Raw genomic sequence first — 22,786 nt, forward strand, 5'->3', positions numbered from 1 at the left:
CAATCACGTATGTCCCACACGTAATACCACGACCGGGCCGGAAAAACACGCGCAACGCGGGTCATGTTGACGCAGCGTTCAATCGGCGTTGCGGCGCTCCATTTCCGCCATGAGCGCATCGTAAGACGGTAGCCCGAATTCAGCCCCCATCGTATCCTGCCATTTCTGATCGAAACGCGCCCGCATGGCCGCGCTGATCAACGGCTTGCCAGCGCCAACTTTGCCCGTGGATACTTTTGTCGCTCTGCCACCGGTCGGCAACCCACAGGGTTCATCCCTGTAAGACCGCAGCAAGTGATCATCAAATTGCGTGCTATGGGCCTTCATGAACGCAAAACTGGCTTGCTTCTGCGCCAGTTTGCGCAGCTCCGGATCATCCGGCAGCCCCATGAAATCCGCAACGCGCGCAACAACCGGGGTTAGATCTTGTTTCATATGCTCAAAACAGAAGAGTAATACGTTCTTGTCGTCCCGCTGGCGCCACCACGAGGCGGCATGATCCCAATAGTTGTTGCCCTTGTCACGGGTCAGGTAATAGTGACCAAACTCTTCCAAAGAGATGCTACCGGTTTCAAAATGCCACCCCTCGAGAAACTTGTGCAATGACAACATGGCATCCACCGGGTCGCGCAGAACAACGATGTAGCGACCACCCTTGGGGATGTCATTCCACGACAAGTGGCTCTTGAACGCATGCGGTCGCGCCGCTTGATCCGCATTGACGTCAATTTCCATGTCATAGGCCAATTCAAGCCACGGAACCGCCTGAGACACTTCATCAAAGGCCATGGACCCGCCCGTGCGTAAACCATGAACAATTTGCTGCATCCATGTGGTGCCGCACTTCGCATAGGGCGATATGAAGATATCCGTCGGGTCCGGGGCATAAGACAAAGCACGTCGCATGCTTTCCGCGCTAACGAAATTTTCGTCAATCCTGTCCATTTCGGCGATGCTGCGGGGACGCGTCCGGGTCATTTATAAACCTCAAAATATCAGGTCGTCAGATCCAAAGCTGCGTGCAGCAGCGTTCGTGCATATTCGGTCTGTGGGTTCTCAAAAAGCGCCTGCGCTTCACCGGTCTCAATGATATCACCCTGTTTCATCACCAGTACCCGATGGCTCATCGCGCGCACCACATTCAGATCGTGGCTGATAAACAGGTAGGCCAGCCCGTATTTGACCTGCAGGCGACGCAAGAGATCAACGATCTGCACCTGCACCGTCATATCGAGCGCCGATGTCGGTTCATCCAGAACCACCAGTTTCGGTCGCAGGATCATGGCGCGGGCGATGGCAATCCGCTGGCGCTGACCGCCGGAGAACTCATGCGGGTAGCGATCCATCATACTGGGATCAAGTTCGACCTCTGTCATCACTTCAGCCACCAGATCGCGGGCGGGCCGCCCATCCGGATTGCCATGCACACCAAGGCCCTCGGCAATGATCTGTTCGCAGGTCATGCGCGGGCTCAAACTGCCAAACGGATCCTGAAAAACAATCTGCATATCTGCCCGCCGACGACGCAATTCGCGGGTGTTCCAGGCGGTGACGTCTTCTCCGTCAAACCGGATACCACCCTGCGATGGGATCAGCCGCATAACCGCGAGGGCCAGCGTTGTTTTACCTGATCCACTTTCACCAACAATGCCGAGTGTTTCACCCGCCCGGACCGAAATTGTGGCCTCATTAACAGCTTTCACATGCCCGACGGTCTTTTTGAAAAACCCTTGCTGGATAGGGAACCAGACCCGCAATGCCTCTGTTTCCACCAGCGTCTTGGTATTTGCCGGGACGGGGTCAGGCTCACCCACGGCGCGGGCGCTGAGCAGCTTTTGGGTGTATTCGTGTTGCGGGTTGGCAAAGATTTCAGCCGTCGGGCCGGTTTCAACGATCTCACCGTCCTTCATCACGCAAACCCGGTCAGCAATGCGTTGTACAATGCCCAGATCATGGGTGATGAACAAAAGGCCCATGCCTTCTTCACGTTTGAGTTCGGCAAGCAGGTCCAAAATCTGCGCCTGAATGGTCACATCAAGGGCGGTTGTCGGTTCGTCGGCAATCAGGATGTCGGGTTTGTTGGCCAGCGCCATCGCGATCATCACGCGCTGACGTTGCCCGCCGCTTAATTGATGCGGATAGGCGCCCAAACGGCTCTCGGCATCCCGGATGCCCACCCTCTCCATCAGTTCCACGATCCGTGCCCGCGCCTCGTCGCCGGTCAGGCCCTGATGCAATTCCAACGACTCGCGGATTTGCTTTTCGAGCGTGTGCAGCGGGTTCAGCGACGTCATCGGCTCCTGAAAAATGAAACTGATATCGTTGCCCCGCACATCGCGCAGCAGTTTTTCATCTGCGCCGATCATCTGCTGACCGTTATAGGTAACGCTGCCACCAACATGGGCAGATCCGCCCAAGAGCGATACCGTGCTGAGCGCAGTGACCGATTTGCCTGATCCGGATTCGCCCACCAACGCCACGGTTTCACCTCGGTCCACGGTGAAGGACACGCCCTTGACCGCTTGCGTCACTTGGCCGTCCTGACGGAAGCCAACGGTCAGGTCCTTGACGTCAAGAAGGCTCATTCAAAGGTCTTTCTGGGATCGAACGCATCCCGGATGCCTTCAAAGATGAAGACCAGAAGCGACAGCATGATGGCAAAGGCAAAAAAGGCGGTGAAGGCCAGCCATGGCGCTTGCAGGTTCTGCTTGGCCTGAAGGGTCAATTCCCCCAATGACGGCGACGACGACGGCAACCCAAAGCCCAGGAAATCAAGCCCAGCAAGCAGAGAGATCGTGCCGGTGATCACGAAAGGCAACATGGTCAGCGTGGCTACCATGGCATTGGGCAGCATATGGCGGAACATGATGGTCAGGTTGCTCACACCAAGCGCCTTGGCCGCGCGGACATATTCCAGATTGCGCGCACGCAGGAATTCCGCCCGGACAACCCCCACAAGCGCCATCCAGCCAAAGAGCACGGTGATTCCGACCAGAAGCCAGAAACTTCGCGGCAGGATCGCAAAGAGAATGATGATCACGTAGATCTGCGGGGTGGATGCCCAAATCTCGATAACGCGCTGAAAGATCAGATCGGTTTTACCGCCGAAATACCCTTGCACCGCGCCCGCAAAGACACCGATCACGGTTGATAACCCCGTGACGATCAGGGTGAACAGCACAGATAGCCGAAACCCATAAATCACCCGCGCCAGCACGTCGCGTTTGGTATCATCAGTCCCCAGCAGGTTCTGACCATTCGGCGGCAAGGGCGCCGCCCCTGAGCGATCGACAGAGGTGTCATAGCTATAGGGAATGATCGGCCAGATGGCCCAGCCCTTGGCGATGTTTTCGCCATTCACCACACCGTCTTCGGCATCCGCAATAACGCCGTCAGGGTCTTCGAAGCATGTCTCCAACCCGCCGGATACGATGAGGCATCGCACCTCCGGGTCGCGATAGATCGCTTCGGTCTCAAAATCCCCGCCAAATTCCGTTTCGGGATAGAAATTGAAAATCGGTGTGTAAAAATCACCGCGGTACTTGATCAGGATCGGTTTATCATTGGCAACAAATTCAGCGCAGAGCGTGATACCAAAAATGATCGCAAAGAGGATCAACGACCAAAAGGCGCGTTTGTTGCGGCGAAAGTTGCGCCAGCGGCGCTGATTGAGGGCCGAAAGCGCCATACCCTACCCCGCCCGCTTTTCAAAATCGATGCGCGGATCAACCAGCACATACATCAAGTCCGACAGGATATTGACGACAAGGCCGATCAGACCAAAGAGGAAGAGCGTGCCAAACATCACGGGGTAGTCGCGGCCCACTGCCGCCTCGAAGCCAAGACGGCCCAGACCATCGAGCGAGAATATCGTCTCGATCAGAACCGACCCGCCGAAAAAGACACCGATGAAAACCGCAGGGAAGCCCGCGATCACAATCAGCATCGCATTGCGGAAGACATGCCCGTAGAGAACCTTGCCTTCGCTAAGCCCCTTGGCGCGGGCGGTCATCACGTACTGCTTCTTGATCTCATCCAGAAAGCTGTTCTTGGTCAGCAGTGTCAGCGTGGCAAACGCCGCGATGGTCGACGCCGTCACCGGCAGAGCGATGTGCCAGAAGTAATCCAGCACCTTCCCCACAAGGCTCAACTGCTCAAAATTATCTGACGTAAGACCCCGAAGCGGGAAGAGCTGCCAATAGCTGCCCCCGGCAAAGAGCACCAACAACATGATGGCAAAAAGGAAGGCGGGGATTGCATACGCCACGATGATCACCGCGCTGGTCCATGTGTCAAAGCGCGAGCCATCGCCCACCGCCTTGCGAATGCCAAGTGGGATCGACACCAGATAAGCGATCAGTGTCGACCACAAACCAAGCGATATACTGACCGGCATCTTATCAAGCACCAGATCCGTAACCGTTTCTTTCTTGAAATAGCTCTCTCCAAAGTCGAACCGCATGTAGTTCCACATCATGTTCAGGAACCGTTCCAACGGGGGCTTATCCAGACCGAACTGCTTTTCCAGCTCCGCGATGAATTCCGGCGGCAAACCGCGTGAGCCCAGGTAATCGCTGCTCTCTTCGCCACCGGCCAGCGTGGCATCCTCGCCGCCGCCCGCAAACCCACCAAAGACGTCACCCTCGCCCTGCATCTGGGCGATGATCTGTTCCACCGGACCACCGGGGACAAACTGGACCAGTGCAAAATTGATGATCATGATCCCCAGAAGCGTTGGGATGATCAGCAGCAACCGGCGAAGGATATAGGCGCCCATGCGCCGGTTACCTCAGCGCACCGGAGGCTTTGAGCGCCTCGGCTTTTTCGGCATTGGCCCACCAGAAATCAAGCGCGCCCAAAGCATAAGGTGGCTGCTCTTCTGGGTGCTCATACATATCCCAGAACGCCACCCAGTAATCAGGCACATAGCCCGTCGGGATCAAAAAGAATTCATACCGCAGCGCGCGGTCCAGAACCCGCACCGCCACGTCTTCTTCAGCCTGGCTTTTCGTAAAGAGCGATTTTTCAATGATCGCATCCACCAGCGGGCTGGCCAATCCGGCGGGGTTGAAAAGGCTGTAGGCCGCGTCTGCGGAACCAAACCGCTGCATCAGCCCGGCCCCAGTACCGGTCACGGAAGGGTAGGCATCCAGCACAAGGTCATATTCGCGGTTGCGTTCCAAGTCAGTGTATTGTGACAGATCCACCGAGTTGATCTGCGCATCTATCCCGTATTTCTTGAGGTTCGAGATAAAGTTTTCGACGATGGCCTTGTCGGTGGGGTCCGACGTTGCATTGAGCAGGAAAGTGATTTTCAACGGCTTGCCCTCGGCATTCACCCGTTTGCCATCCACCACATTCCACCCTGCTTCCTTGAGAAGCTGGTTCGCTTTGGTGCGGTTGTCGCGCGTCAAAAGCCGGTCTGGGTCGGACGTGTGTGGGACCACCGCTTCTGTGGTGAGAAAATCGGGTGGAACAACGTCACCAAGCGTTTCCAGAAATGCAATTTCATCTTCACCGGGCAGCCCCTTGGCCTCGAGCGGTGTACCATTGGAAAATGATCTTTGTTGCGCATAGAGCCCGTTATAAAGTGACTGTGTGGTCCATTCGAAATTGAACGCAAGCGCGATGGCCTGACGCACCCGGATATCTTGCAACACTTCCTTGCCCAGGTTGAACACGATACCGCCCATCGACGGCGGATTACCATTTGGCAATTCTTGCCGCACCACGTCACCACGCTCCAATGCCGGGAATTCGTACGCCGTTGCCCATTTTTTCGGATCAGATTCCGTGCGGTATGTCACCTCGCCCGCTTTGAACGCCTCGAACGCGGCGGTGGCATCGGCGAAATACTCCAAACGGATCCGGTCAAAATTGTGCCGGCCCTTGTTGATGGGCAAATCCCAGCCCCAATAGTCAGGATTGCGGTCGAATGTGACGCGGCGGTTCACTTCGACATCCCCGATCACATAAGGCCCCGAGCCCGGCGACACTTCCAGCCGGCTTTCGTTCAGCTTTGCGCCGGTTTCTTCGTACCATTTCTTGGACCAGACCGAGGTGAAACCCACCGTTTCGATCAGGCTGCGCCGTGAATACCCATCGGCAAAGGTGAATTTGATGGTGTGATCATCAATCACTTCGGCGTTTGGGACACGCGCCTTGACCGCATCGGCGTAAGATTGCAGTCCCTGCTCCAACAGCAGTTTGTGACTGAAATGTACATCATGCGCCGTCACCGGCGTTCCATCCGAAAAGCGGGCTTCAGGGCGCATGTGAAAGATCACCCAATCCTTGCTTTCCGGATATTCGATCGTGTGGGCCAGAAGGCCGTAATATTCGCCATCAACGTCTGACGGCAAAACGCCGCTTCCGGCCAGAATTTCGCCCAAAAGACTTTCATACATCACCGATGACAGCGCCGACGCCCGCCCCTGACGGTAATAGGGATTCATCGAATCAAAGGTGCCCCCAAGGGCGATGGAAATCTCGCCCCCTTTGGGTGCATCGGGATTGACGTAGTTGAAATGGGGATAGTCGGCCGGATAGGTCAGTTCGCCGAAATAGGAATAGCCGTGACTTTTGATGATCTTTTCGTCCTGCGCCAGAGCCGTCTGAGCGACCAGTGCCGCGATCATCAGCCCCATAAGGCCAAAAACGTATTTGAGCGTCGTGTTCACCTGAAGCGTTCGGGTTGCCGCCCGATTGCGTGGTCCGGTCATACTGTTCTCCTCTTGCCGCTTTCAGATGTGGCGCCTTTTTTGTTGAAAGCAAGCTACTGGAGGCAGGGCATTACATTCAAGCGCGGAAAGTTGAACAAAGACGTACCCGGCCTGTTTTCAAGAAAAAAGCCGCCGGTTCCGGGGAACGGGCGGCTTCATTCAAAGATCTTGGCGGTTATTGACCGGCGCTTTTCAGATAAGCCACAACGGCTGCGCGATCTTCTTCGTCACGCAATCCCGGGAAGGCCATCTTGGTGCCCGGCGCATAATCGCGCGGCTTGGTCAAAAACGCGTTCAGGTTGTCTTCGGTCCAGGCGCCTTCGAGGCCGTTCAGCGCGTCAGAGTAGTTGAACCCTTCAGCACTGGCGATATCGCGACCAACAACATTGGCCAGATGCGGACCAACACGGTTTTTGCCGTCTTCCAGCACATGACAAGCCTTACACTTTTTGAAAACCTTTTCACCCGCGGCCACATCGGCCGCCGCAACCAGTGCCGCAAAACCTGATGCGTCAGCAGCGGCTGTTTCCTCGGTTACAGCTTCTTCCGCAGATGGCTCTTCGGTTGCGGCTTCTTCCGGGGCAGCTTCTTCAGTCGCGGGCTCTTCGGCGGCCGCTTCTTCCGTGGCTTCTTCTACCGCTTCTTCGGTTGCAGCCTCAGCAGGTTCCTCCGCCGCCGCCGTGTCAGACGCTTCCTCTTCGGTTGCTTTCGCAGCTTCTTCCGTCGCCTCTGCTTCTTCGGTTACGGCTTCTTCAGCGGCAGGCTCTTCTGTTGCAGCGTCTTCGGCAGCAGCTTCTTCGGTAGCTGCCTCTTCGGTTGCAGCTTCTTCCTCAACCGCGGCTTCTTCTTCCGCCGCAGGGGCCGCCATCTCGAACATATCGCCATCCAGCTGGTCCAGATAGGCAATGACGTTGATCCGGTCTTCGGCTTTCTTCAAACCCGAGAAACCCATCGACGTGCCCGGCGTGTAGCCTTTTGGGTTTTCCAGAAACGCGCTGAGTGTTTCAGGCGTCCAGACGTCAACAACTGGCTTCAATGCACCCGAATAGCCAAACCCGGCGGCAGAAGACACATCGCGACCGACAACACCGTAAAGATATGGCCCGGTTGCATTGGCCCCGTCTTCGAGTTTGTGACACGCTTTACACTTGCCAAAAACCTTCGCGCCCTTGTCGATATCCGCGACCGCCCAGAGTTCTGCAAGCGACGGGCCTTCCTCGGCTGCGCCACCGCCCTGATCCTCTTCCTCGACTTCGATGACATAGGCTTGGCCGTGGCTGTCACCACCATGACCCGGGCTGGTATTATACATCTCCTCTGCCACCCAACTGCCCATCATAAAGATCAGCAAAGCTCCGCAGAGGCTGCCGACGATCTTGGTAAGTGTCATCGTATCAAACATAGGCCTGTTTCCATTTGAATCTCGTCGCTTGGTATCTATCCGCTTCCCCTAGACCGGCGCAAGGTGTAGTTTCCGCGACCAAATGCCCATCCGGCACAAATTGACAGGAAAAGTCGTAAATGACCAAGCGCATCGCCTTTCAGGGTGAGCTCGGTGCCTATTCGCACCAAGCCTGCCACGAAACTTACCCCGAGCTTGAGGCCCTGCCCTGCCGCACCTTTGAGGATGCCATCGCGGCAGTACGTTCCGGTGCGGCCGAACTGGCGATGTTGCCGGTCGAAAACTCGACCTTTGGCCGTGTGGCCGACATTCACCACCTGCTGCCGGACAGCGGGTTGCACATCATTGGCGAGGCATTCGTGCGCGTGCACATCAACCTGCTTGCCATTCCGGGTACCAAACTGGCGGATGTGACCGCGGCGATGAGCCATACGATGTTGTTGGGGCAATGCCGCGACTACCTGAAAAAGCACGGTATTTCACGGGTCACCGGGGCAGATACCGCCGGGTCCGCGCATCAGGTGTCGCAGGCGGGCGACCCTGCCATGGCAGCTCTGGCCAGTGAGCTGGCCGGTGAGATTTACGGTCTCGACGTCCTTGCACGACATATCGAGGACGAGGGCAACAATACGACGCGCTTTCTGGTGATGTCAAAAACGCCGGATCATGCGCGGCGCGGCGAGACCGGCATGATGACGACATTTGTTTTTCAGGTGCGCAATATCCCCGCCGCGCTCTACAAAGCCATGGGCGGATTCGCGACCAACGGCGTGAACATGACCAAGCTGGAAAGCTACATGGTGGGTGGGTCGTTTTCGGCCACGCAGTTTTACGCTGATATCGAAGGCCATCCCGACGATCCCAATGTGAAACTGGCATTGGAAGAGCTCGATTATTTCACGTCGGAAATCACCATGCTGGGCGTTTACCCATCCGACCCCAACCGGTACTGACGGCAAGTCGCGGCGTATGCGGCCGGATCAGTCCGGTCTAGTCCACGCTTTTGGCCAGGTCCTGCAAGGTTTTCATTGCGTCATCGGCCCGCGCTTCCGGGATAAACAGGTGATCGTGATAGAACCCCGCAACCGGGTTAACCCCCATGCCCTGCGCCGCCAATTCTGACGTCACGCGGGCCAAAAACCCAACCGCATCCAGCGCGGAATGCACGTTGAGCGTTATCATGCGGCACGGGAATTCATACGCCAGATGATGCCGTTCCGCGTTTTGCTGCAGCAAGATCAGCGTGGTTCCTTCGCTCTCCTGAAAGATCATGCGCGGATGCAGACCCTCTGGAACATCCCCTTTTGGAAGGGTCACAAAAACGAAAACGCCGTCGACCAGCGTGGCTGACATCGAACGGATCAACGTATTCAAATCTGCTTCGCCGGACATTTACCTTCCCCCTCGTGCTACGATGTCTGAAAATCAGAATGCCTACGCGGGCGCAAGTGATTGCTCGAGAACAACTGAATGAAGAGGAAGGGTGAGAGGCTGGACAACGACCCAAGCGGGGCTCGTTACGGCTGCTTCCTTCCGGATCTGACCGGGTTGGCGAGGCGCTCGCCCGCGCCAACCTCTCGTTGGGATACATAGGCTGGCACGGATGGATTCGCAAGGCTCTGAACATCGTGCCCGTCAAGCGCCAGACGCAACTGCACAAACCCCTCGGGGTCATTTCCAATGTCAACTGCCCCAATCGCCTCAAGGTGGTCCGGATAACAGCGTATGCCGGGGCCCGTTTCAAAAGTCACGCTGGTGCCTGGAAGCGGAGCAAAAGACCAAATCGGATCGGTTATCGGCGACAGCACTCCGGCCTCCCGGATGTAACTGGCGACCAACTCACGAATTGGATCCTTGGTCACAACCGCGAAATTAGTCATTCCCATACGCGGGAACAGCCCGCCGCCATACGCACGGAAGCTGTTAACAGCCAGCAAGAACGTGGCATGATCGTCAATCGGCGCGCCGTTATGGCACAGGTTCACGATGCGCTCAGCCGTCGGATTGACCAGCGTTCCGGTGTGATCGTACCGGGCCGGGGCGGACAAATCGATCTGATAACTCAGCCCGTGGATCACATCGAAATTGTGGCCAGGAACTTTGGGGTTCAACAACGGCTGGTCTGTCCGGCCAGGCGTCAACTGATTGAAACAGACCGCTGCGCGTTCCAGCCAGTCACGTACCTGCCCACCGGTCAGGCGCAACCCGCAAAGCGAGTTTGGAAACGCATAAAGGTTCGCCGCATCGCGCAGGCAAATGTCACCGGCAGGTACGTCGCTGAAATACTTCGGACCGCCGCGACCGCCGGTCTTGAACGGAGCGGTTGCCGACAGGATTGGCAAATCTTCATCGGGCGTCCCTTGCACCAGCCGCGTAAGTGCGGCCCGTTGCGCGCGCGTGACCAACTGCGTTGCCGGGTCGTTTCGCACCAGCGCCAGATAGCTGTGCAACGGCGCGGTACAACGCCCCAACGGCTTGCGGATCAGGCCAAGCGTATGTTTGTGCGCGGGCATCAACAGTTTTTGCAAAGCTGCATCAGCCGGGGTTGGTTCAGCAGTGGCGGGCGTCTTTACCGCCCGGACATGCGATTTGTGATTGGTGACAGACCACGCCGCCCCGGATTTGCGCAGGTAAAGATCCAGCACGCCAAGATGATTGCCCCGGAAGCCAGCCATCACCGCAGGTGTGCCGTTCAACGTCCCGTCACGATTGCTGGACCCCGCCACATCTGTTTGGTCCGCGAGGGGAAAACTTCATGGGTATGACCGGCCAATACCGCGTCCATATCCGGCAATTCCGCCAATGCCGGAGCGACGTTTTCTTTGCAGGGGTAATACTCGTCTGCATCAATGCCGCTGTGGACCAGCCCGACGATGATATCCGCACCCGCCGCCTTTACTTTTGGGAGCCAGGTCAACGCGCATTCCACCATATCGCGGGCAAACAACCTGTCCTTGAGGTGAAAGTGATCCCAAGTCGTGATTTGCGGCGGGACAAGGCCCAAAACGCCGATCCGCAAACTATGCATTTCACCTTGGCTGTCTTTCACACGGCGGTGCAGCATCAGATATGGAGGAAACAGAGCTTTGTCGTCTTCGGCGCTCGACGCCTTTTCGGTCAACGCGTTTGCACATGTGATCGGAAATTTCGCATCGGCCAAGGCCGCCTGCAGCCACTCCAAGCCAAAATTGAATTCGTGATTGCCCAAACCGGCGGCATCATATCCCAAGAAGTTCATCGCTGTGATGGCCGGGTGCGGCCCCATCCAACCACTTCCCGGTTGCGCCGTCAGGTCGCTGATCGGCGTGCCTTGAAGGAAATCCCCGTTGTCCATCAACAGGCAATTCGAAGCTTCATTCCGCGCTTGGCGGATCAATGTGGCCGTGCGCGCCAGACCATAGGACGACACCGTGCGATCCGTGTAGTAATCGAACGGCATAAGATTGGCATGCACATCTGTCGTTTCCAACAGCCTGAGCCTGATATGCGGCGGCTCTTTCTGCGGGGGCCGTCTTGACCTTGATGATGTTGCTAAATCGACCACCGATTTGCGCCTGCTTTTCTTGTTTCTAATTTGGATATGTTCGCGCACAGATGACGCACCCATCATGCCGAACGACCGCTACTATACTTATAGTACGAATGAATTTTTATCAAACAACTTTAAGTTGTTTAATTCACTTTTGTTTTCCAATTGCTGCATTTGCGGAACGTCCTTGCCCCTATTGAACGAAAATGCAACCGATAGCGCTACGCGGCTGAAGGGGCCTCACAATGAAAAACGCCGAATCCGTCACCTTTGGGGGCAGCGCTCTTGATCGCGCGGCAGAGCTGCGTGGTGATGCCAATGCGCTGGCAAGCGTTTCAAACTCTGAAACCATCCTTCTTTGGCGCGGCAAACCCTTGGTGACAGCTGATGCATTGGACAAGCTGATCCGCCTGCCACTGGATCACGTCGCCCTTCCAGATGCCTCAGATGCCATTCTGCTGGGACGTGACGAAACCGGCACCTTGATTTTTGCGCATGACATTTCGGAATACGTGCCGGACGGGTTGGACGAAGCTGCGATGGCACAATTCAACGATCCGACGGAACAGGCGCATCCGGCCATCCCGGGCGCGGTTTTTGCAGAATTGCGCAGGATCATGACGCGGCTTGATGCCCGCGATGCGGAGCTTGCTGCAACAGCAAAGTCGGTTCAGGCCTGGCATGTCAGCCACAGGTTCTGTGCCCGCTGTGGCGCTCAAAGTGAGCCGGCACAATCGGGATGGCAGCGCAGGTGCACTACCTGTGGCGCCCAGCATTTCCCACGCACCGATCCCGTTGTTATCATGCTGATCACACGCGGAAATTCCGTTTTGATGGGCCGGTCACACGGCTGGCCCGATGGCATGTATTCATTGCTCGCGGGGTTTGTCGAACCGGGCGAAACCATCGAAGCAGCGGTGCGGCGCGAAGTCTTCGAAGAGGCCGGTATCCGCGTTGGCGATGTATCCTACCTCGCCAGCCAGCCTTGGGCTTTTCCATCCTCGCTCATGGTGGGATGCGCCGGGGCTGCGCTGAACGACGAGATCACCATCGACCCTGTGGAAATTGAAGATGCCAAGTGGTTTCCCCGCGAGGAAATCTTGCGCGCTTTTGCCGGGCAGCATCCAAGCCTTGCTCCAGCCCGAAAAGGCGCAATAGCGCATTTTTTAATGCATAACTGGCTTGCGGATACCATTTATTAACGCGACAATGCGCCCGAGCAGACGACAAGAAGGCCACCCATGAAATTCAGCGCACGGGAAGATATTGAGGCTCCCTTAGAATTTGTTTTCCAACAGATCACGGATTTCCAAGCTTTCGAAAGGTCCGCACTGCGGCGTGGCGCTGAAGTCCAGCGAATTGACAATTTATCCGAAGTTGGTGTGGGCATGGCGTGGGATGTTGCCTTCAAACTTCGCGGAAAAATGCGCGAATTGCAGATGGAACTGACAACCCTCGATGTCCCCCATTGCATGGTGTTGTCATCGCGTTCTCCGTCGATGGGCGGAGACATGGTTGTTGATCTTGTCGCCCTGTCCAGAGCGCGCACCCGGATGAGCATGGAAATCGAACTGCGCCCGGTCAATCTTTCGTCCCGCCTTCTTGTGCAATCGCTCAAGCTGGCCCGCAACAATCTGACCAGCCGTTACAAGACGCGGGTCGCTGGTTTTGCGCGCGAGCTCGAAGACCGATTTGCCCGCCAGGCCTGACGCGTCTTTTTCACATTTTTCGTGTTGTGCAGGGTTGATCCGGCCAAAGCCGCTGATAGGGTCAAACCAAGTGATCACCCAACACATGAGGTCCCCGCATGGCGCTCACCGCCTTCACCGCGCCGGGTCAATTCTATCGCGGCAACCTTCACACACATTCCAACCTGTCCGACGGCGCTCTGGAGCCCCAAGAAGTCTGTCGCCGGTACCATGCGGAAGGCTATGATTTCATCAGTCTCACCGATCACTTCGTTGGACTCTACGGTTATCCGATCGCCGATACGATCGCGTTCCGGGGAAACGGTTTTACCACCATTCCCGGCGCCGAGTTGCACTCCGGCGCGATGGAAAACGGCGAGATCTGGCATGTGTTGGCCGTGGGTTTACCGGAAGATTTTGCCCCGTCTGAAAGCCCAGATTTTATGGCGATTGACGGACAGGAAACCGGCCCGGAAATTGCCCAAAGGGCACGCGACGCCGGGGCATTTGTGGCCGTGGCACACCCACATTGGTCAGGTATGACCGAAGCCGATGCCCGATCAATTGAGGCGGCGCATGCCGTTGAGGTCTATAACCATGGATGCGGGGTTGATAGCGCAAGGGCGGACGGGTTTCAGACCGCCGATCTCTTGCTGTCCGAGGGTCGTGACCTCACATTGATCGCGACGGATGATGCACATTTTGCTTCGCCGGATGCGTTTGGGGGCTGGGTCATGGTGAAAGCCGAAGAAAACGAACCGGCCGCCCTGCTGAATGCGCTGAAAGCCGGACATTTCTACGCCAGCCAAGGCCCCGACCTGCGAGACGTGGTTTTGGACGGGGACGTTGTGACAGTGTCTTCATCGGCTATTGAAACGATGATCGTCCAGGGTCAGGGGTCAGCGACCCAAGCCGTGCACGGCGCCTCAATGACGCACGCCTCTCTTGAACTCAAACGGCTCAAGAACAGCCCTTGGATACGGGTGACAATCATTGACAGCGCTGGCAAACAAGCGTGGTCAAACCCCATCTGGCGCCGCTGATCCGCGAGTGGTCGAAATGGCTTCAGGGCACGGGGCGGTGGTCGCTTAGACCGGTCAAAGCCCACCGCATCTGCACATCGGTTTCAACCGCGCACGGCCTGACCGCCCGAACACGCGCCAGCGCGTCAGCAGGGGCCTCTCCGCTTTGGGCCATCAGTCGCACCAACACCATACCTGAACGGCCACAGCCTTTCTTACAATGGATCAATACCCGGCCACCACCTTCAAGCGCACTTAGAACCGACGAACTTACATCCGGCCACAAATCCGCAGCTGTTTCGTTTGGTGCGCAAAAATCATCAATGGGCAGATGTATCCAGCGCGTGCCCATGTCCTGCACATCAGGCCCCAGATTTTCCGCGTCAAACATGACCATTTCTGCCCGCGTCGTCAGTGAAATCACGAGCGCAGGGCGCCAGTCTCGCACGTGGGACATGTCACCACGGTAGTCCCCCCAGCGACCAGGCAAGGGGCTGAGCGCGAGTATACCATGCGCAACCGGCACGGCGTAAATCACGAAACTGGTCATTCCAGGTCAGAGCCGGTCGGTCCCGAACGTATCACATTGACCCGGATCGCCGCTTTGGTAGCCAGTAGCAAACCAGCGTGATCTTTGCTCCGACGTGCCATGGGTAAAAGTGTGCGGTTGCGGTACCCGACCGGATCGCTTTTGCAGGTGATCATCGCCAATCTTGCGGGCCGCGTTCAGAGCTTCTTCCAGATCACCGGGCTCCAGCATGCCCGAAACCGAGCGCGCCCAAACGCCGCTCAGACAATCCGCCTGCAGTTCCAACCGAACCGTCAGCGCGTTGGCCTCGGTTTTGCTGACGGACTGACGTCGCTTGTTGATCTCTGGCAAAATGCCCAATTCATTTTGGACGTGATGCGCCACCTCATGTGCAATTACATAAGCCGCGGCAAAATCTCCACTCGCACCCATTTGACGCGACAGGGTGCTGAAAAATTCCGTGTCCAGATAGGCTTTGCGATCTGCCGGGCAATAAAACGGACCTGTCGCGCCGGACGCGTTGCCACAGGGGCTGCGGGTGACGCCGGCGTAAAGCACCATCACCGGCGGGCGATATTCCCGGCCCAGTTGCGCGGGAAAAATTTCGCCCCAAACTTCTTCGGTTGTCGCCAGGACACGCGACGAAAACTCTCCGGCTTTTTTCTCGTCTGCGGTCAGCTCCCGGGGCGCACTGCTTTGAGAGGACGCACCCTGCCCCTGAAGCAAAGGAGAGACATCAATCCCGGCGAAATATCCGACCGCCAAGACCACCAAAAGCCCGACACCACCAATGCCAGCACCGGCTTTACCACCCATACGGCGCCGATCTTCAACATTCCGGCTGCCGCGCACACCCCTTAACCGCATTTGTATTCTCCCCCGAGGATTCTCCCACAAGCATACACCGTTTGAGAAATTCTTGCCTAGGGGGAAAGCCAGACGTTGTTTTTCATGAGGCGCACGGTCGTTACCTTCGTGTCGGACATCTCAAGTGTTTTCAGCATGAGATACGCAAAAACTACCGTGTGTTTTGTACCTCTAACGACCCGCTTGGGAGAGAGCCTTTCAGCGGATCCTTAGATGACGGTGACCTGCCGGATAAAGCCTCAGTTTCGGCGGCAGACCGCCCCGACGTGTCATATGTCGCACCGGGAATTTTGCTTTGTGATTCCGATTCTGCGATTACGGCATTCACCATCGGCGCCGATTGAACATTGTCGAATTTCAACCCTGCGAAATTGCTGTTGATCCATACGACCGTGGCGGGCAACTCATACCCGGGCAAGATCACAACCGTTGTCTTGGGGGCGAATTTTTCAACCGGTAACTCGATCATCACACCGCCGCGGCTGATGTCCTTGATGATCGTGGTGGCACTCAAACCGTCATAGTGCAGCACGGCTGGAATGTGACACAACCTGCGTGCCATGGGTTGTCGCGACATGACAACGCGGTAGATCACGACTGCCGAAACAAACATCAAAAAGATCATCAAGAGGAGCGCCAACGGGCTGACCGGCCCGTATTTCAATTGCAATTTTAGCAACTCGGTCATGGATTTGGGCGGTTCACACCCAAATTTCGAAACAATATCAGTGATTTGATTCTGAACTTTGGTCGATGCCTGTGTCAGACCCACAATTTTGCGACCGCCGGTCGACGTTCCGTTGAGCTTCCAGTCTTCACGCACCGCGGCTAAAAAAATTCGCATCACGCGCTGCTCTTTGCGCGAAAAGATGGCCATCGTGCTTTGGTCCCGAAGGCCCCTCAGGGATCGGTTCAAATTCTGTTTGAAAGCATCCGCATCGCCTTTTCCACTGCGTACCGACTCCAACGCACCCGGCAACTCGACAAGCGGACGAAGGAATTCACAGCTACCAGTTTCGGAAGCACGTGCCGACGTACCCAAAAAACTGATCACAAAAACAAATGTCAGAAACGCTGCAGCGCGCATGGACAATATCCCGTTCAAGAACGCTGCCGAACGTGCCGCAAACTCATTAAGATAAGGATACTTGCGAATTGGCCACGAACGGGCGCCTTGCGAACTGGACCTCACGGATACCAACCCATAGGTTACGGGGTGCGAGATCCCAGATGACAGGCAGCGCCCGCGTGACTGAAAATACCGCCTACCAGGTCCTTGCCCGGAAATACCGGCCCGAAACCTTTGCCGATCTTGTCGGGCAGGATGCCATGGTGCGGACGCTGAAGAACGCGTTTCAGGCGGACCGGATTGCGCAGGCCTTTATCATGACCGGGATTCGCGGCACCGGCAAAACGACCACGGCGCGGATCATCGCCAAGGGGATGAATTGCATCGGCCCCGATGGCAATGGCGGCCCCACGACCGAACCCTGCGGCACCTGCGAACATTGCACCGCGATCATGGAAGGCCGCCATGTGGACGTGATGGAAATGGATGCGGCCTCGCGTACCGGGGTGGGCGACATCCGTGAAATCATCGACAGCGTGCATTACCGGGCGGCCTCCGCGCGCTACAAGATCTACATCATCGACGAGGTGCATATGCTCAGCACCTCGGCCTTCAACGCGCTCTTGAAGACGCTCGAGGAACCGCCTGAGCATGTGAAATTCATCTTTGCCACCACCGAAATTCGCAAGGTGCCAGTGACAGTGCTCAGCCGCTGCCAGCGGTTTGACCTGCGCCGCATCGAACCCGAAGTGATGATCGCGCTTTTGCAGAAGATCGCGGGTGCGGAAAAGGCGCAAATCACCGACGACGCCTTGGCCTTGATCACACGGGCCGCCGAAGGATCGGCGCGCGATGCCACATCGCTGCTGGATCAGGCCATCAGCCACGGCGCGGGCGAAACAACGGCGGATCAGGTTCGCGCCATGCTGGGTCTGGCCGACAGGGGCCGGGTGCTGGACCTCTTTGATCTGATCATGAAAGGCGACGCCGCCGGCGCCCTGACGGAGCTGTCGGGCCAATATGCCGAAGGCGCCGACCCAATGGCCGTGCTGCGCGATCTGGCAGAGGTCACGCATTGGATATCCGTGGTCAAGATCACGCCCGAAGCCGCCGAAGACCCCACGATCAGCCCCGATGAACGCACCCGGGGACAGGCCATGGCCGCCGCCCTGCCGATGCGGGTGATGACGCGCATGTGGCAAATGCTGTTGAAGGCGCTGGATGAGGTCGCCGCCGCGCCAAACGCGATGATGGCCGCCGAAATGGCAGTGATACGTCTGACCCATGTGGCTGATCTTCCCAGCCCTGATGAACTGGTCAGGAAACTCAAAGACCCGCCACCGCCGCCGCCCTCTGGTGAGGGAAAACCTGCCGCAAACACCGGTGCAGCGCACGAACCGAGCGGCGGTGCATCTGCCGTTGCATCCACCCGTGCGCCATCGGGCTCCAGTGCAGGACCGCAAGCGGCACTGGCCACCGAGGTCGAGGATGCGCTCGCGCGGTTTCCAACCTTCGACCATGTGGTGGAGCTGATCCGCGCCAATCGCGACGTGAAGCTGCTGGTTGAGGTGGAAGGATGTGTGCGGCTGGCAGCCTATCAACCCGGCCGCATCGAATTTGTGCCGACAGAAAATGCGCCTGCCGATCTGGCACAGCGATTGGGCGGCGCACTCCAGCGGTGGACCGGCAACAGGTGGGCGGTCACGCTGGTCAATGATAGTAATGCGGAAACCATCGCGGAAAAACGCGATGCAGCGGATCTGGCGCTGAAGGCCCAAGCCGCTGCGCACCCTCTGGTCCAGGCCGTCATGACTGCCTTTCCTAAGGCGCGTATCACGCAAATCCGCACGCCCGAAGAACAAGAGGCCGAAGCGCAGGCCGAGGCGCTGCCCGAAGTGGATGATGAATGGGACCCCTTCGAAGAGGATTGATCCTTGCCATGCTGCCGGGCACCGCTTGGGCCGAAGTATGTGACAAGGAACGCCCCTATTGGGTGCCGGGGACCGAGGCCAGCGCCTGGACAGAAACGATCAACCTGTTTTCGACCCCATCATCGCTTGTCTTGTTGCTCGCAACGGCCCTGGTGGTCAGGCTCCGCAGCATGTGGGGCGGGCTTATTGTCGTAATGCTGTGGACCATACTTGCGTCGCTTCTGGCTTTTGTGGAACCCGATGAGGTTACTTTGCAGGCCATCGCCGAAGGATGCGTCGGCAGCCCAAGCTTGTTCATCGCGGTCGTGGCTGCGATATGTGTGGCAATGATTCTGTACACCGCGCCAAAAACTGAGCGCATGGACTAACGGGAGAGCAGATATGTTCAAAGGACTGGGCCAGATGGGTGATATGGCCAAGATGATGAAAGCCGCGCAGGAAATGCAGCAAAAGATGGCTGGCCTGCAGGAAGAAATGCACACCATCATGGTCACGGGCGAAAGCGGTGCAGGCCTGGTCAAGGCCACGTGCACGGCCAAGGGTGAATTGAAGGGCTTGGATATCGATCCGTCGATTTTCAATGCCGATGACAAGGAAGTGGTCGAAGACCTGATCCTTGCCGCCATCAAGGATGCCCAGCAAAAAGCCAACGAGCGCGCCAAGGAAGAAATGGGCAAGATCACCGAAGGTATGGGCCTGCCCAAAGACATGGATTTGCCGTTCTGAGGCGCCGCCGCCCATGAACAGCACACGCGACATCGACGCCCTCATCCAGATGATGGCGAAGCTACCGGGGCTGGGGCCACGCTCGGCCCGACGCGCGGTGCTGCACCTGATCCGCAAGCGTGAGCTACAACTGACACCGCTGGCGGATTTGATGCAAACGGTGGCCGCCACCGCGCGCGAATGTCTGAACTGCGGCAATGTGGGCACCACCGATATCTGCGATATCTGCGAGGCCGAAAAACGGGCCAATGGCATGCTCTGCGTGGTCGAGGATGTGGCCGATCTCTGGGCGATGGAACGCGCAGGCGTCTTTAAGGGGCGCTATCATGTGCTGGGCGGCTCACTGAGTGCGCTGGATCAAGTTGGACCGGAACAGCTACGTATTCCTAAACTGGTCGACAGGGTCGACAGCGAAGCGATTACCGAAGTCATTCTCGCGCTCAATGCCACGGTCGACGGGCTTACAACCGCGCATTACATCGCCGATCAGCTCGAGGGTCGCGTGACACTGACTTCACTGGCGCAGGGCGTCCCCATCGGTGGCGAGCTGGACTATCTGGACGACGGAACGATCAGCGCGGCCTTGTCCGCCCGCAAAGCGCTTTGACAGACTGATCGGTTGCGCCGCGTGTACGTGGCAGAAAATCTGATCCGGTCAATACACTCCGACACGCGCAAGCAATTCCTTTGAAACCAAAATGCGTTTTGGCGCATCCGACCGCCCGGACATATCAATGTTGACGGCAAAGGCGTAAATGCGACCGTCTCGCTCGATCCAGCCAACAAACCATCCCAGATCCGGGTCAGGCGCCGTCGTCCACCCCGTTTTTCCATAAAGCGTGGAATTGTTTTTCGCATCAAGGCGCAGAATGTCCCGAACGACAGCTTGATGTTGGTCTGAAACCGAAAGCTCCTGTTGCGCCAGCAAAGCCAGGAATTTCGCCTGCTCCACCGCACTGATCTTGAGCGGCCCCTGCAGCCAGAAGTGTTCGACATCTTCCCCAATGGTGGCGTTTCCATAGTGTAGTTTGTCCAGCCAACTCTGATAGCGCGCCACGCCGACCCGCCGTGCAATCTCCTGAAAAACCGGAACGTTGGATATCCTAATGGCATCACGGATCGACATGTCTTTTTCCCAGGCTTCGATGGGCTGCGGCGCCCCGCCATACGGGATGATTTCATCCTCATTCGCCACAACGCCCTGTTCCAGCGCAATCAGACTGTTGGCGATTTTGAATGTCGAGGCTGGGATAAAACGCGTTCCGGCCCTTGCAGCATTGGTCACAATCAACTGGTTCTCCGTCACATCCAGAAGCGCAAAGGAACCACCAACGCCATGCTGGTCGAAAACACTTTGCAGATCTGGTCGTTCGACAATCTCCTGAGCTGGCGCTGGCAGCGGCAAGAGGAAGATTAAAGCAGCGAAAAGCAGAGAGCGCATGATACCCATATCCGTTTTGGATTTTGACAGATCACGTTGCCAGTTGTGATCATTTGGAAGCAGGCACAAGTGCATTCGAATTACACGCTTGCATGTTGGCGAATATTCGCTGCACACTTCGCGGTCAGACATATTTTAGTTTCTGGAGAGCAATTATGAAATTTTTCAAAAGTTCTTTTGTGGTTTTGGCAGTGGTCGCCGGCATCAGTGGCTGTGCTTCACAAAATGATCCTTTGGGTTCCTACGAAGCAGGCGCGTTCGAAGGCGGCGATTGACGGCAAACACAAAAAAACCCGGCCGAAGCGAACGACCGGGTTTGATTTCATAACGAGAACAAGGCATCAGGGCTGTTCGTCTTCGTCCTCGCCTGCGTTTTCCGGCAGGTTAAAGAAGCTGTCGGCGTCGAATTCCTTGTCCTCTTCGCCACCCTCTTCTTCCGCGTCACCGCTCAGGCTGAAGGTCTCCAGACCCTCAATCGCCGTTGGAATACGCGGCTCTGCTTCCTGACCCAGGCTCTGTTCTGTGCTCAGCAACTTACGACGCTCGTCGTCATCAATCGCGCCGCCTTCCTTGGCCTTTTTCGCCGCCGCTTTTTGCACAGCCGCATCCAGTTCGGACTGTTTGCACAGCCCCAGGGCAACCGGATCAATCGGCTGAATGTTCGAAATGTTCCAATGGGTCCGCTCACGAATGGCCTGAATGGTCGGCTTGGTCGTGCCCACAAGTCGCGAGATCTGGCTGTCTGCCAGTTCCGGATGGAACTTGACCAACCACAGAATCGACGCCGGACGGTCCTGACGCTTGGACAGGGGCGTATAGCGCGGCCCGCGGCGTTTTTCTTCACCCTGTGCAGCGGCGTTGAACTTGAGCTTCAACTTGTGCAGCGGATCCTTTTCAGCCGCGTCAATCTCATCCTGCGTCAGCTGGTTGTTGGCGATGGGATCAAAGCCTTTGACACCCGCGGCCACATCACCATCGGCAATGCCCTGAACCTCAAGCTCGTGCATTTCGACGAAGTCCGCGATCTGCTTAAAGCTGATCGTTGTGTTGTCCACCAGCCAAACAGCGGTGGCGCGGGCCATTAGCGGCTTTGCCATATCTCAGGTCTCCTTCACGCATATCTTTCCCGTCGCCTGGAAGGGCGGTCCCGGGGGCCGGGACGGGTTTCCGTTGTCGGGGAACTTGGCCGGTATATAGTGGCGTTGAACGGGAAAAGAAAGACCGAAATATGCGCGCCCTCTTGATCCTTCTACTCACATCTGCTGCGGCAATGGCCGATGGTGAACGTGCGGGAGAATTCGACTATTACGTCGTGTCGCTCAGTTGGTCACCGACATGGTGCGCTCTGGAAGGCGACGCACGCGGCTCTCCGCAATGCGACGTGTCTGCGGATTATGGCTGGATACTGCACGGGCTCTGGCCGCAATATCACCGGGGATTTCCTGCCCATTGCCAATCGGCCGAGCGCCCGCCGTCCCGCGCAATGACAGCTGAGATGGCTGATATCATGGGCACGTCCGGTCTTGCCTGGTACCAATGGAAAAAGCATGGTTCATGCACGGGGCTATCGGCGGCCGATTACTATGCCCTGTCGCGAAAGGCCTATGCGTCGGTCAATCGCCCGGACGTTTTCCGCAAACTATCAAAGCCCGTCAGGCTCCCTGCGAAGGTCATTGAAGACGCTTTCCTGAAGGCCAACCCGGAATGGGACGCCGATATGCTGACGATCACCTGCCGCGAAGGCCGCATTCAGGAAGCGCGCCTGTGTGTGTCAAAGGATTTGACGCCGGTACCTTGCGGACGGGATGTCATCCGCGATTGCCGGATGCGTGACGCCCTGTTTGATCCGATCGATTAGGC

At 57.1% G+C, this 22,786-nt stretch carries 22 protein-coding genes, 1 other RNA gene and 1 pseudogene; 9 read left to right on the forward strand and 15 right to left on the reverse strand.

The window, feature by feature from the left end:
* Nucleotides 1–78: 78 nt before the first annotated feature.
* The 6 genes from ACZ1HJ_RS01455 to ACZ1HJ_RS01480 form a co-directional block, all read right to left on the reverse strand.
* Nucleotides 79–978, reverse strand: coding sequence for a sulfotransferase domain-containing protein (locus tag ACZ1HJ_RS01455; protein WP_472720596.1), 900 nt, complete (start codon nucleotides 976–978; stop codon nucleotides 79–81).
* A gap of 17 nt (nucleotides 979–995) precedes the next feature.
* Nucleotides 996–2,585, reverse strand: coding sequence for an ABC transporter ATP-binding protein (locus tag ACZ1HJ_RS01460; RefSeq protein WP_472720597.1), 1,590 nt, complete (start codon nucleotides 2,583–2,585; stop codon nucleotides 996–998).
* The gene (locus ACZ1HJ_RS01465) at nucleotides 2,582–3,688 is read right to left on the reverse strand and encodes an ABC transporter permease (RefSeq protein ID WP_472720598.1); all 1,107 of its coding nucleotides are present in this window, start codon (nucleotides 3,686–3,688) and stop codon (nucleotides 2,582–2,584) included. Before ACZ1HJ_RS01465 ends, ACZ1HJ_RS01460 begins: the two co-directional genes overlap by 4 nt.
* 3 nt (nucleotides 3,689–3,691) lie before the next feature.
* A complete protein-coding gene (locus ACZ1HJ_RS01470) occupies nucleotides 3,692–4,777 on the reverse strand; it encodes a microcin C ABC transporter permease YejB (RefSeq protein ID WP_472720599.1) in 1,086 nt (361 codons plus the stop codon).
* Nucleotides 4,778–4,784: 7 nt separating this feature from the next.
* Nucleotides 4,785–6,722, reverse strand: coding sequence for an extracellular solute-binding protein (locus tag ACZ1HJ_RS01475; RefSeq protein WP_472720600.1), 1,938 nt, complete (start codon nucleotides 6,720–6,722; stop codon nucleotides 4,785–4,787).
* A gap of 175 nt (nucleotides 6,723–6,897) precedes the next feature.
* Nucleotides 6,898–8,124, reverse strand: coding sequence for a c-type cytochrome (locus ACZ1HJ_RS01480; RefSeq protein WP_472720601.1), 1,227 nt, complete (start codon nucleotides 8,122–8,124; stop codon nucleotides 6,898–6,900).
* Between the two features lie 119 nt (nucleotides 8,125–8,243).
* Between ACZ1HJ_RS01480 and ACZ1HJ_RS01485 the strand changes: the two genes are divergently transcribed.
* Complete coding sequence (locus tag ACZ1HJ_RS01485) at nucleotides 8,244–9,077, forward strand: prephenate dehydratase (RefSeq protein ID WP_472720602.1); 834 nt, start codon at nucleotides 8,244–8,246, stop codon at nucleotides 9,075–9,077.
* Nucleotides 9,078–9,114: 37 nt separating this feature from the next.
* Here ACZ1HJ_RS01485 and ACZ1HJ_RS01490 read toward each other — a convergent pair whose 3' ends face one another.
* The 4 genes and pseudogenes from ACZ1HJ_RS01490 to ACZ1HJ_RS01505 form a co-directional block, all read right to left on the reverse strand.
* Nucleotides 9,115–9,516, reverse strand: a complete 402-nt coding sequence (locus ACZ1HJ_RS01490) for an ACT domain-containing protein (protein WP_472720603.1) — start codon at nucleotides 9,514–9,516, stop codon at nucleotides 9,115–9,117.
* A 90-nt stretch (nucleotides 9,517–9,606) separates the two neighbouring features.
* Nucleotides 9,607–9,703: signal recognition particle sRNA small type (gene ffs / locus ACZ1HJ_RS01495), an RNA gene on the reverse strand.
* A gap of 322 nt (nucleotides 9,704–10,025) precedes the next feature.
* Nucleotides 10,026–10,799 (reverse strand): annotated as a pseudogene (locus tag ACZ1HJ_RS01500) (5'-nucleotidase C-terminal domain-containing protein); the annotation flags it as partial.
* A 17-nt stretch (nucleotides 10,800–10,816) separates the two neighbouring features.
* A complete protein-coding gene (locus ACZ1HJ_RS01505) occupies nucleotides 10,817–11,593 on the reverse strand; it encodes a metallophosphoesterase (RefSeq protein ID WP_472720604.1) in 777 nt (258 codons plus the stop codon).
* A 305-nt stretch (nucleotides 11,594–11,898) separates the two neighbouring features.
* On the opposite strand from ACZ1HJ_RS01505, the gene nudC reads away from it, so the two are divergent.
* The 3 genes from nudC to ACZ1HJ_RS01520 all read left to right on the forward strand — a co-directional run bounded on the left by nudC (nucleotide 11,899) and on the right by ACZ1HJ_RS01520 (nucleotide 14,384).
* The gene (gene nudC / locus ACZ1HJ_RS01510) at nucleotides 11,899–12,855 is read left to right on the forward strand and encodes an NAD(+) diphosphatase (protein ID WP_472720605.1); all 957 of its coding nucleotides are present in this window, start codon (nucleotides 11,899–11,901) and stop codon (nucleotides 12,853–12,855) included.
* Between the two features lie 39 nt (nucleotides 12,856–12,894).
* Complete coding sequence (locus tag ACZ1HJ_RS01515; RefSeq protein WP_472720606.1) at nucleotides 12,895–13,362, forward strand: SRPBCC family protein; 468 nt, start codon at nucleotides 12,895–12,897, stop codon at nucleotides 13,360–13,362.
* A 98-nt stretch (nucleotides 13,363–13,460) separates the two neighbouring features.
* Nucleotides 13,461–14,384: a CehA/McbA family metallohydrolase gene (locus ACZ1HJ_RS01520; protein ID WP_472720607.1), complete on the forward strand. Its 924-nt coding sequence runs from the start codon at nucleotides 13,461–13,463 to the stop codon at nucleotides 14,382–14,384.
* A gap of 22 nt (nucleotides 14,385–14,406) precedes the next feature.
* On the opposite strand, the gene ACZ1HJ_RS01525 is transcribed toward ACZ1HJ_RS01520, so the two are convergent.
* The 3 genes from ACZ1HJ_RS01525 to ACZ1HJ_RS01535 form a co-directional block, all read right to left on the reverse strand.
* A complete protein-coding gene (locus ACZ1HJ_RS01525) occupies nucleotides 14,407–14,913 on the reverse strand; it encodes a protein-tyrosine phosphatase family protein (RefSeq protein WP_472720608.1) in 507 nt (168 codons plus the stop codon).
* A gap of 6 nt (nucleotides 14,914–14,919) precedes the next feature.
* Nucleotides 14,920–15,759: a KPN_02809 family neutral zinc metallopeptidase gene (gene ypfJ, locus ACZ1HJ_RS01530; RefSeq protein ID WP_472720609.1), complete on the reverse strand. Its 840-nt coding sequence runs from the start codon at nucleotides 15,757–15,759 to the stop codon at nucleotides 14,920–14,922.
* Nucleotides 15,760–15,910: 151 nt separating this feature from the next.
* On the reverse strand, nucleotides 15,911–16,846 hold the full coding sequence (locus ACZ1HJ_RS01535; protein WP_472720610.1) for a PilZ domain-containing protein: 936 nt from the start codon (nucleotides 16,844–16,846) through the stop codon (nucleotides 15,911–15,913).
* Between the two features lie 143 nt (nucleotides 16,847–16,989).
* Here ACZ1HJ_RS01535 and ACZ1HJ_RS01540 point away from each other — a divergent pair, with 143 nt between their 5' ends.
* The 4 genes from ACZ1HJ_RS01540 to recR are packed head-to-tail and all read left to right on the forward strand — an operon-like array spanning nucleotide 16,990 to nucleotide 20,092.
* Nucleotides 16,990–18,759, forward strand: a complete 1,770-nt coding sequence (locus ACZ1HJ_RS01540) for a DNA polymerase III subunit gamma/tau (protein WP_472720611.1) — start codon at nucleotides 16,990–16,992, stop codon at nucleotides 18,757–18,759.
* Nucleotides 18,735–19,127 carry a hypothetical protein gene (locus ACZ1HJ_RS01545; protein WP_472720612.1) on the forward strand — a complete coding sequence of 131 codons (393 nt, stop codon included), beginning with the start codon at nucleotides 18,735–18,737 and terminating at the stop codon, nucleotides 19,125–19,127. Before ACZ1HJ_RS01540 ends, ACZ1HJ_RS01545 begins: the two co-directional genes overlap by 25 nt.
* A 13-nt stretch (nucleotides 19,128–19,140) precedes the next feature.
* A complete protein-coding gene (locus ACZ1HJ_RS01550) occupies nucleotides 19,141–19,485 on the forward strand; it encodes a YbaB/EbfC family nucleoid-associated protein (protein WP_472720613.1) in 345 nt (114 codons plus the stop codon).
* 13 nt (nucleotides 19,486–19,498) lie between these two features.
* The gene (gene recR / locus ACZ1HJ_RS01555) at nucleotides 19,499–20,092 is read left to right on the forward strand and encodes a recombination mediator RecR (protein WP_472720614.1); all 594 of its coding nucleotides are present in this window, start codon (nucleotides 19,499–19,501) and stop codon (nucleotides 20,090–20,092) included.
* 48 nt (nucleotides 20,093–20,140) lie between these two features.
* On the opposite strand, the gene blaOXA is transcribed toward recR, so the two are convergent.
* Together blaOXA and ACZ1HJ_RS01565 are read right to left on the reverse strand one after the other, a co-directional pair.
* Nucleotides 20,141–20,926: a class D beta-lactamase gene (gene blaOXA / locus ACZ1HJ_RS01560; protein WP_472720615.1), complete on the reverse strand. Its 786-nt coding sequence runs from the start codon at nucleotides 20,924–20,926 to the stop codon at nucleotides 20,141–20,143.
* 341 nt (nucleotides 20,927–21,267) lie between these two features.
* The gene (locus ACZ1HJ_RS01565; RefSeq protein ID WP_472720616.1) at nucleotides 21,268–22,023 is read right to left on the reverse strand and encodes a DUF1013 domain-containing protein; all 756 of its coding nucleotides are present in this window, start codon (nucleotides 22,021–22,023) and stop codon (nucleotides 21,268–21,270) included.
* 131 nt (nucleotides 22,024–22,154) lie between these two features.
* Here ACZ1HJ_RS01565 and ACZ1HJ_RS01570 point away from each other — a divergent pair, with 131 nt between their 5' ends.
* Nucleotides 22,155–22,784, forward strand: a complete 630-nt coding sequence (locus ACZ1HJ_RS01570) for a ribonuclease T2 family protein (RefSeq protein WP_472720617.1) — start codon at nucleotides 22,155–22,157, stop codon at nucleotides 22,782–22,784.
* Nucleotides 22,785–22,786: the final 2 nt, after the last annotated feature.

The organism is Roseovarius sp. JB2-10, from assembly GCF_055693585.1.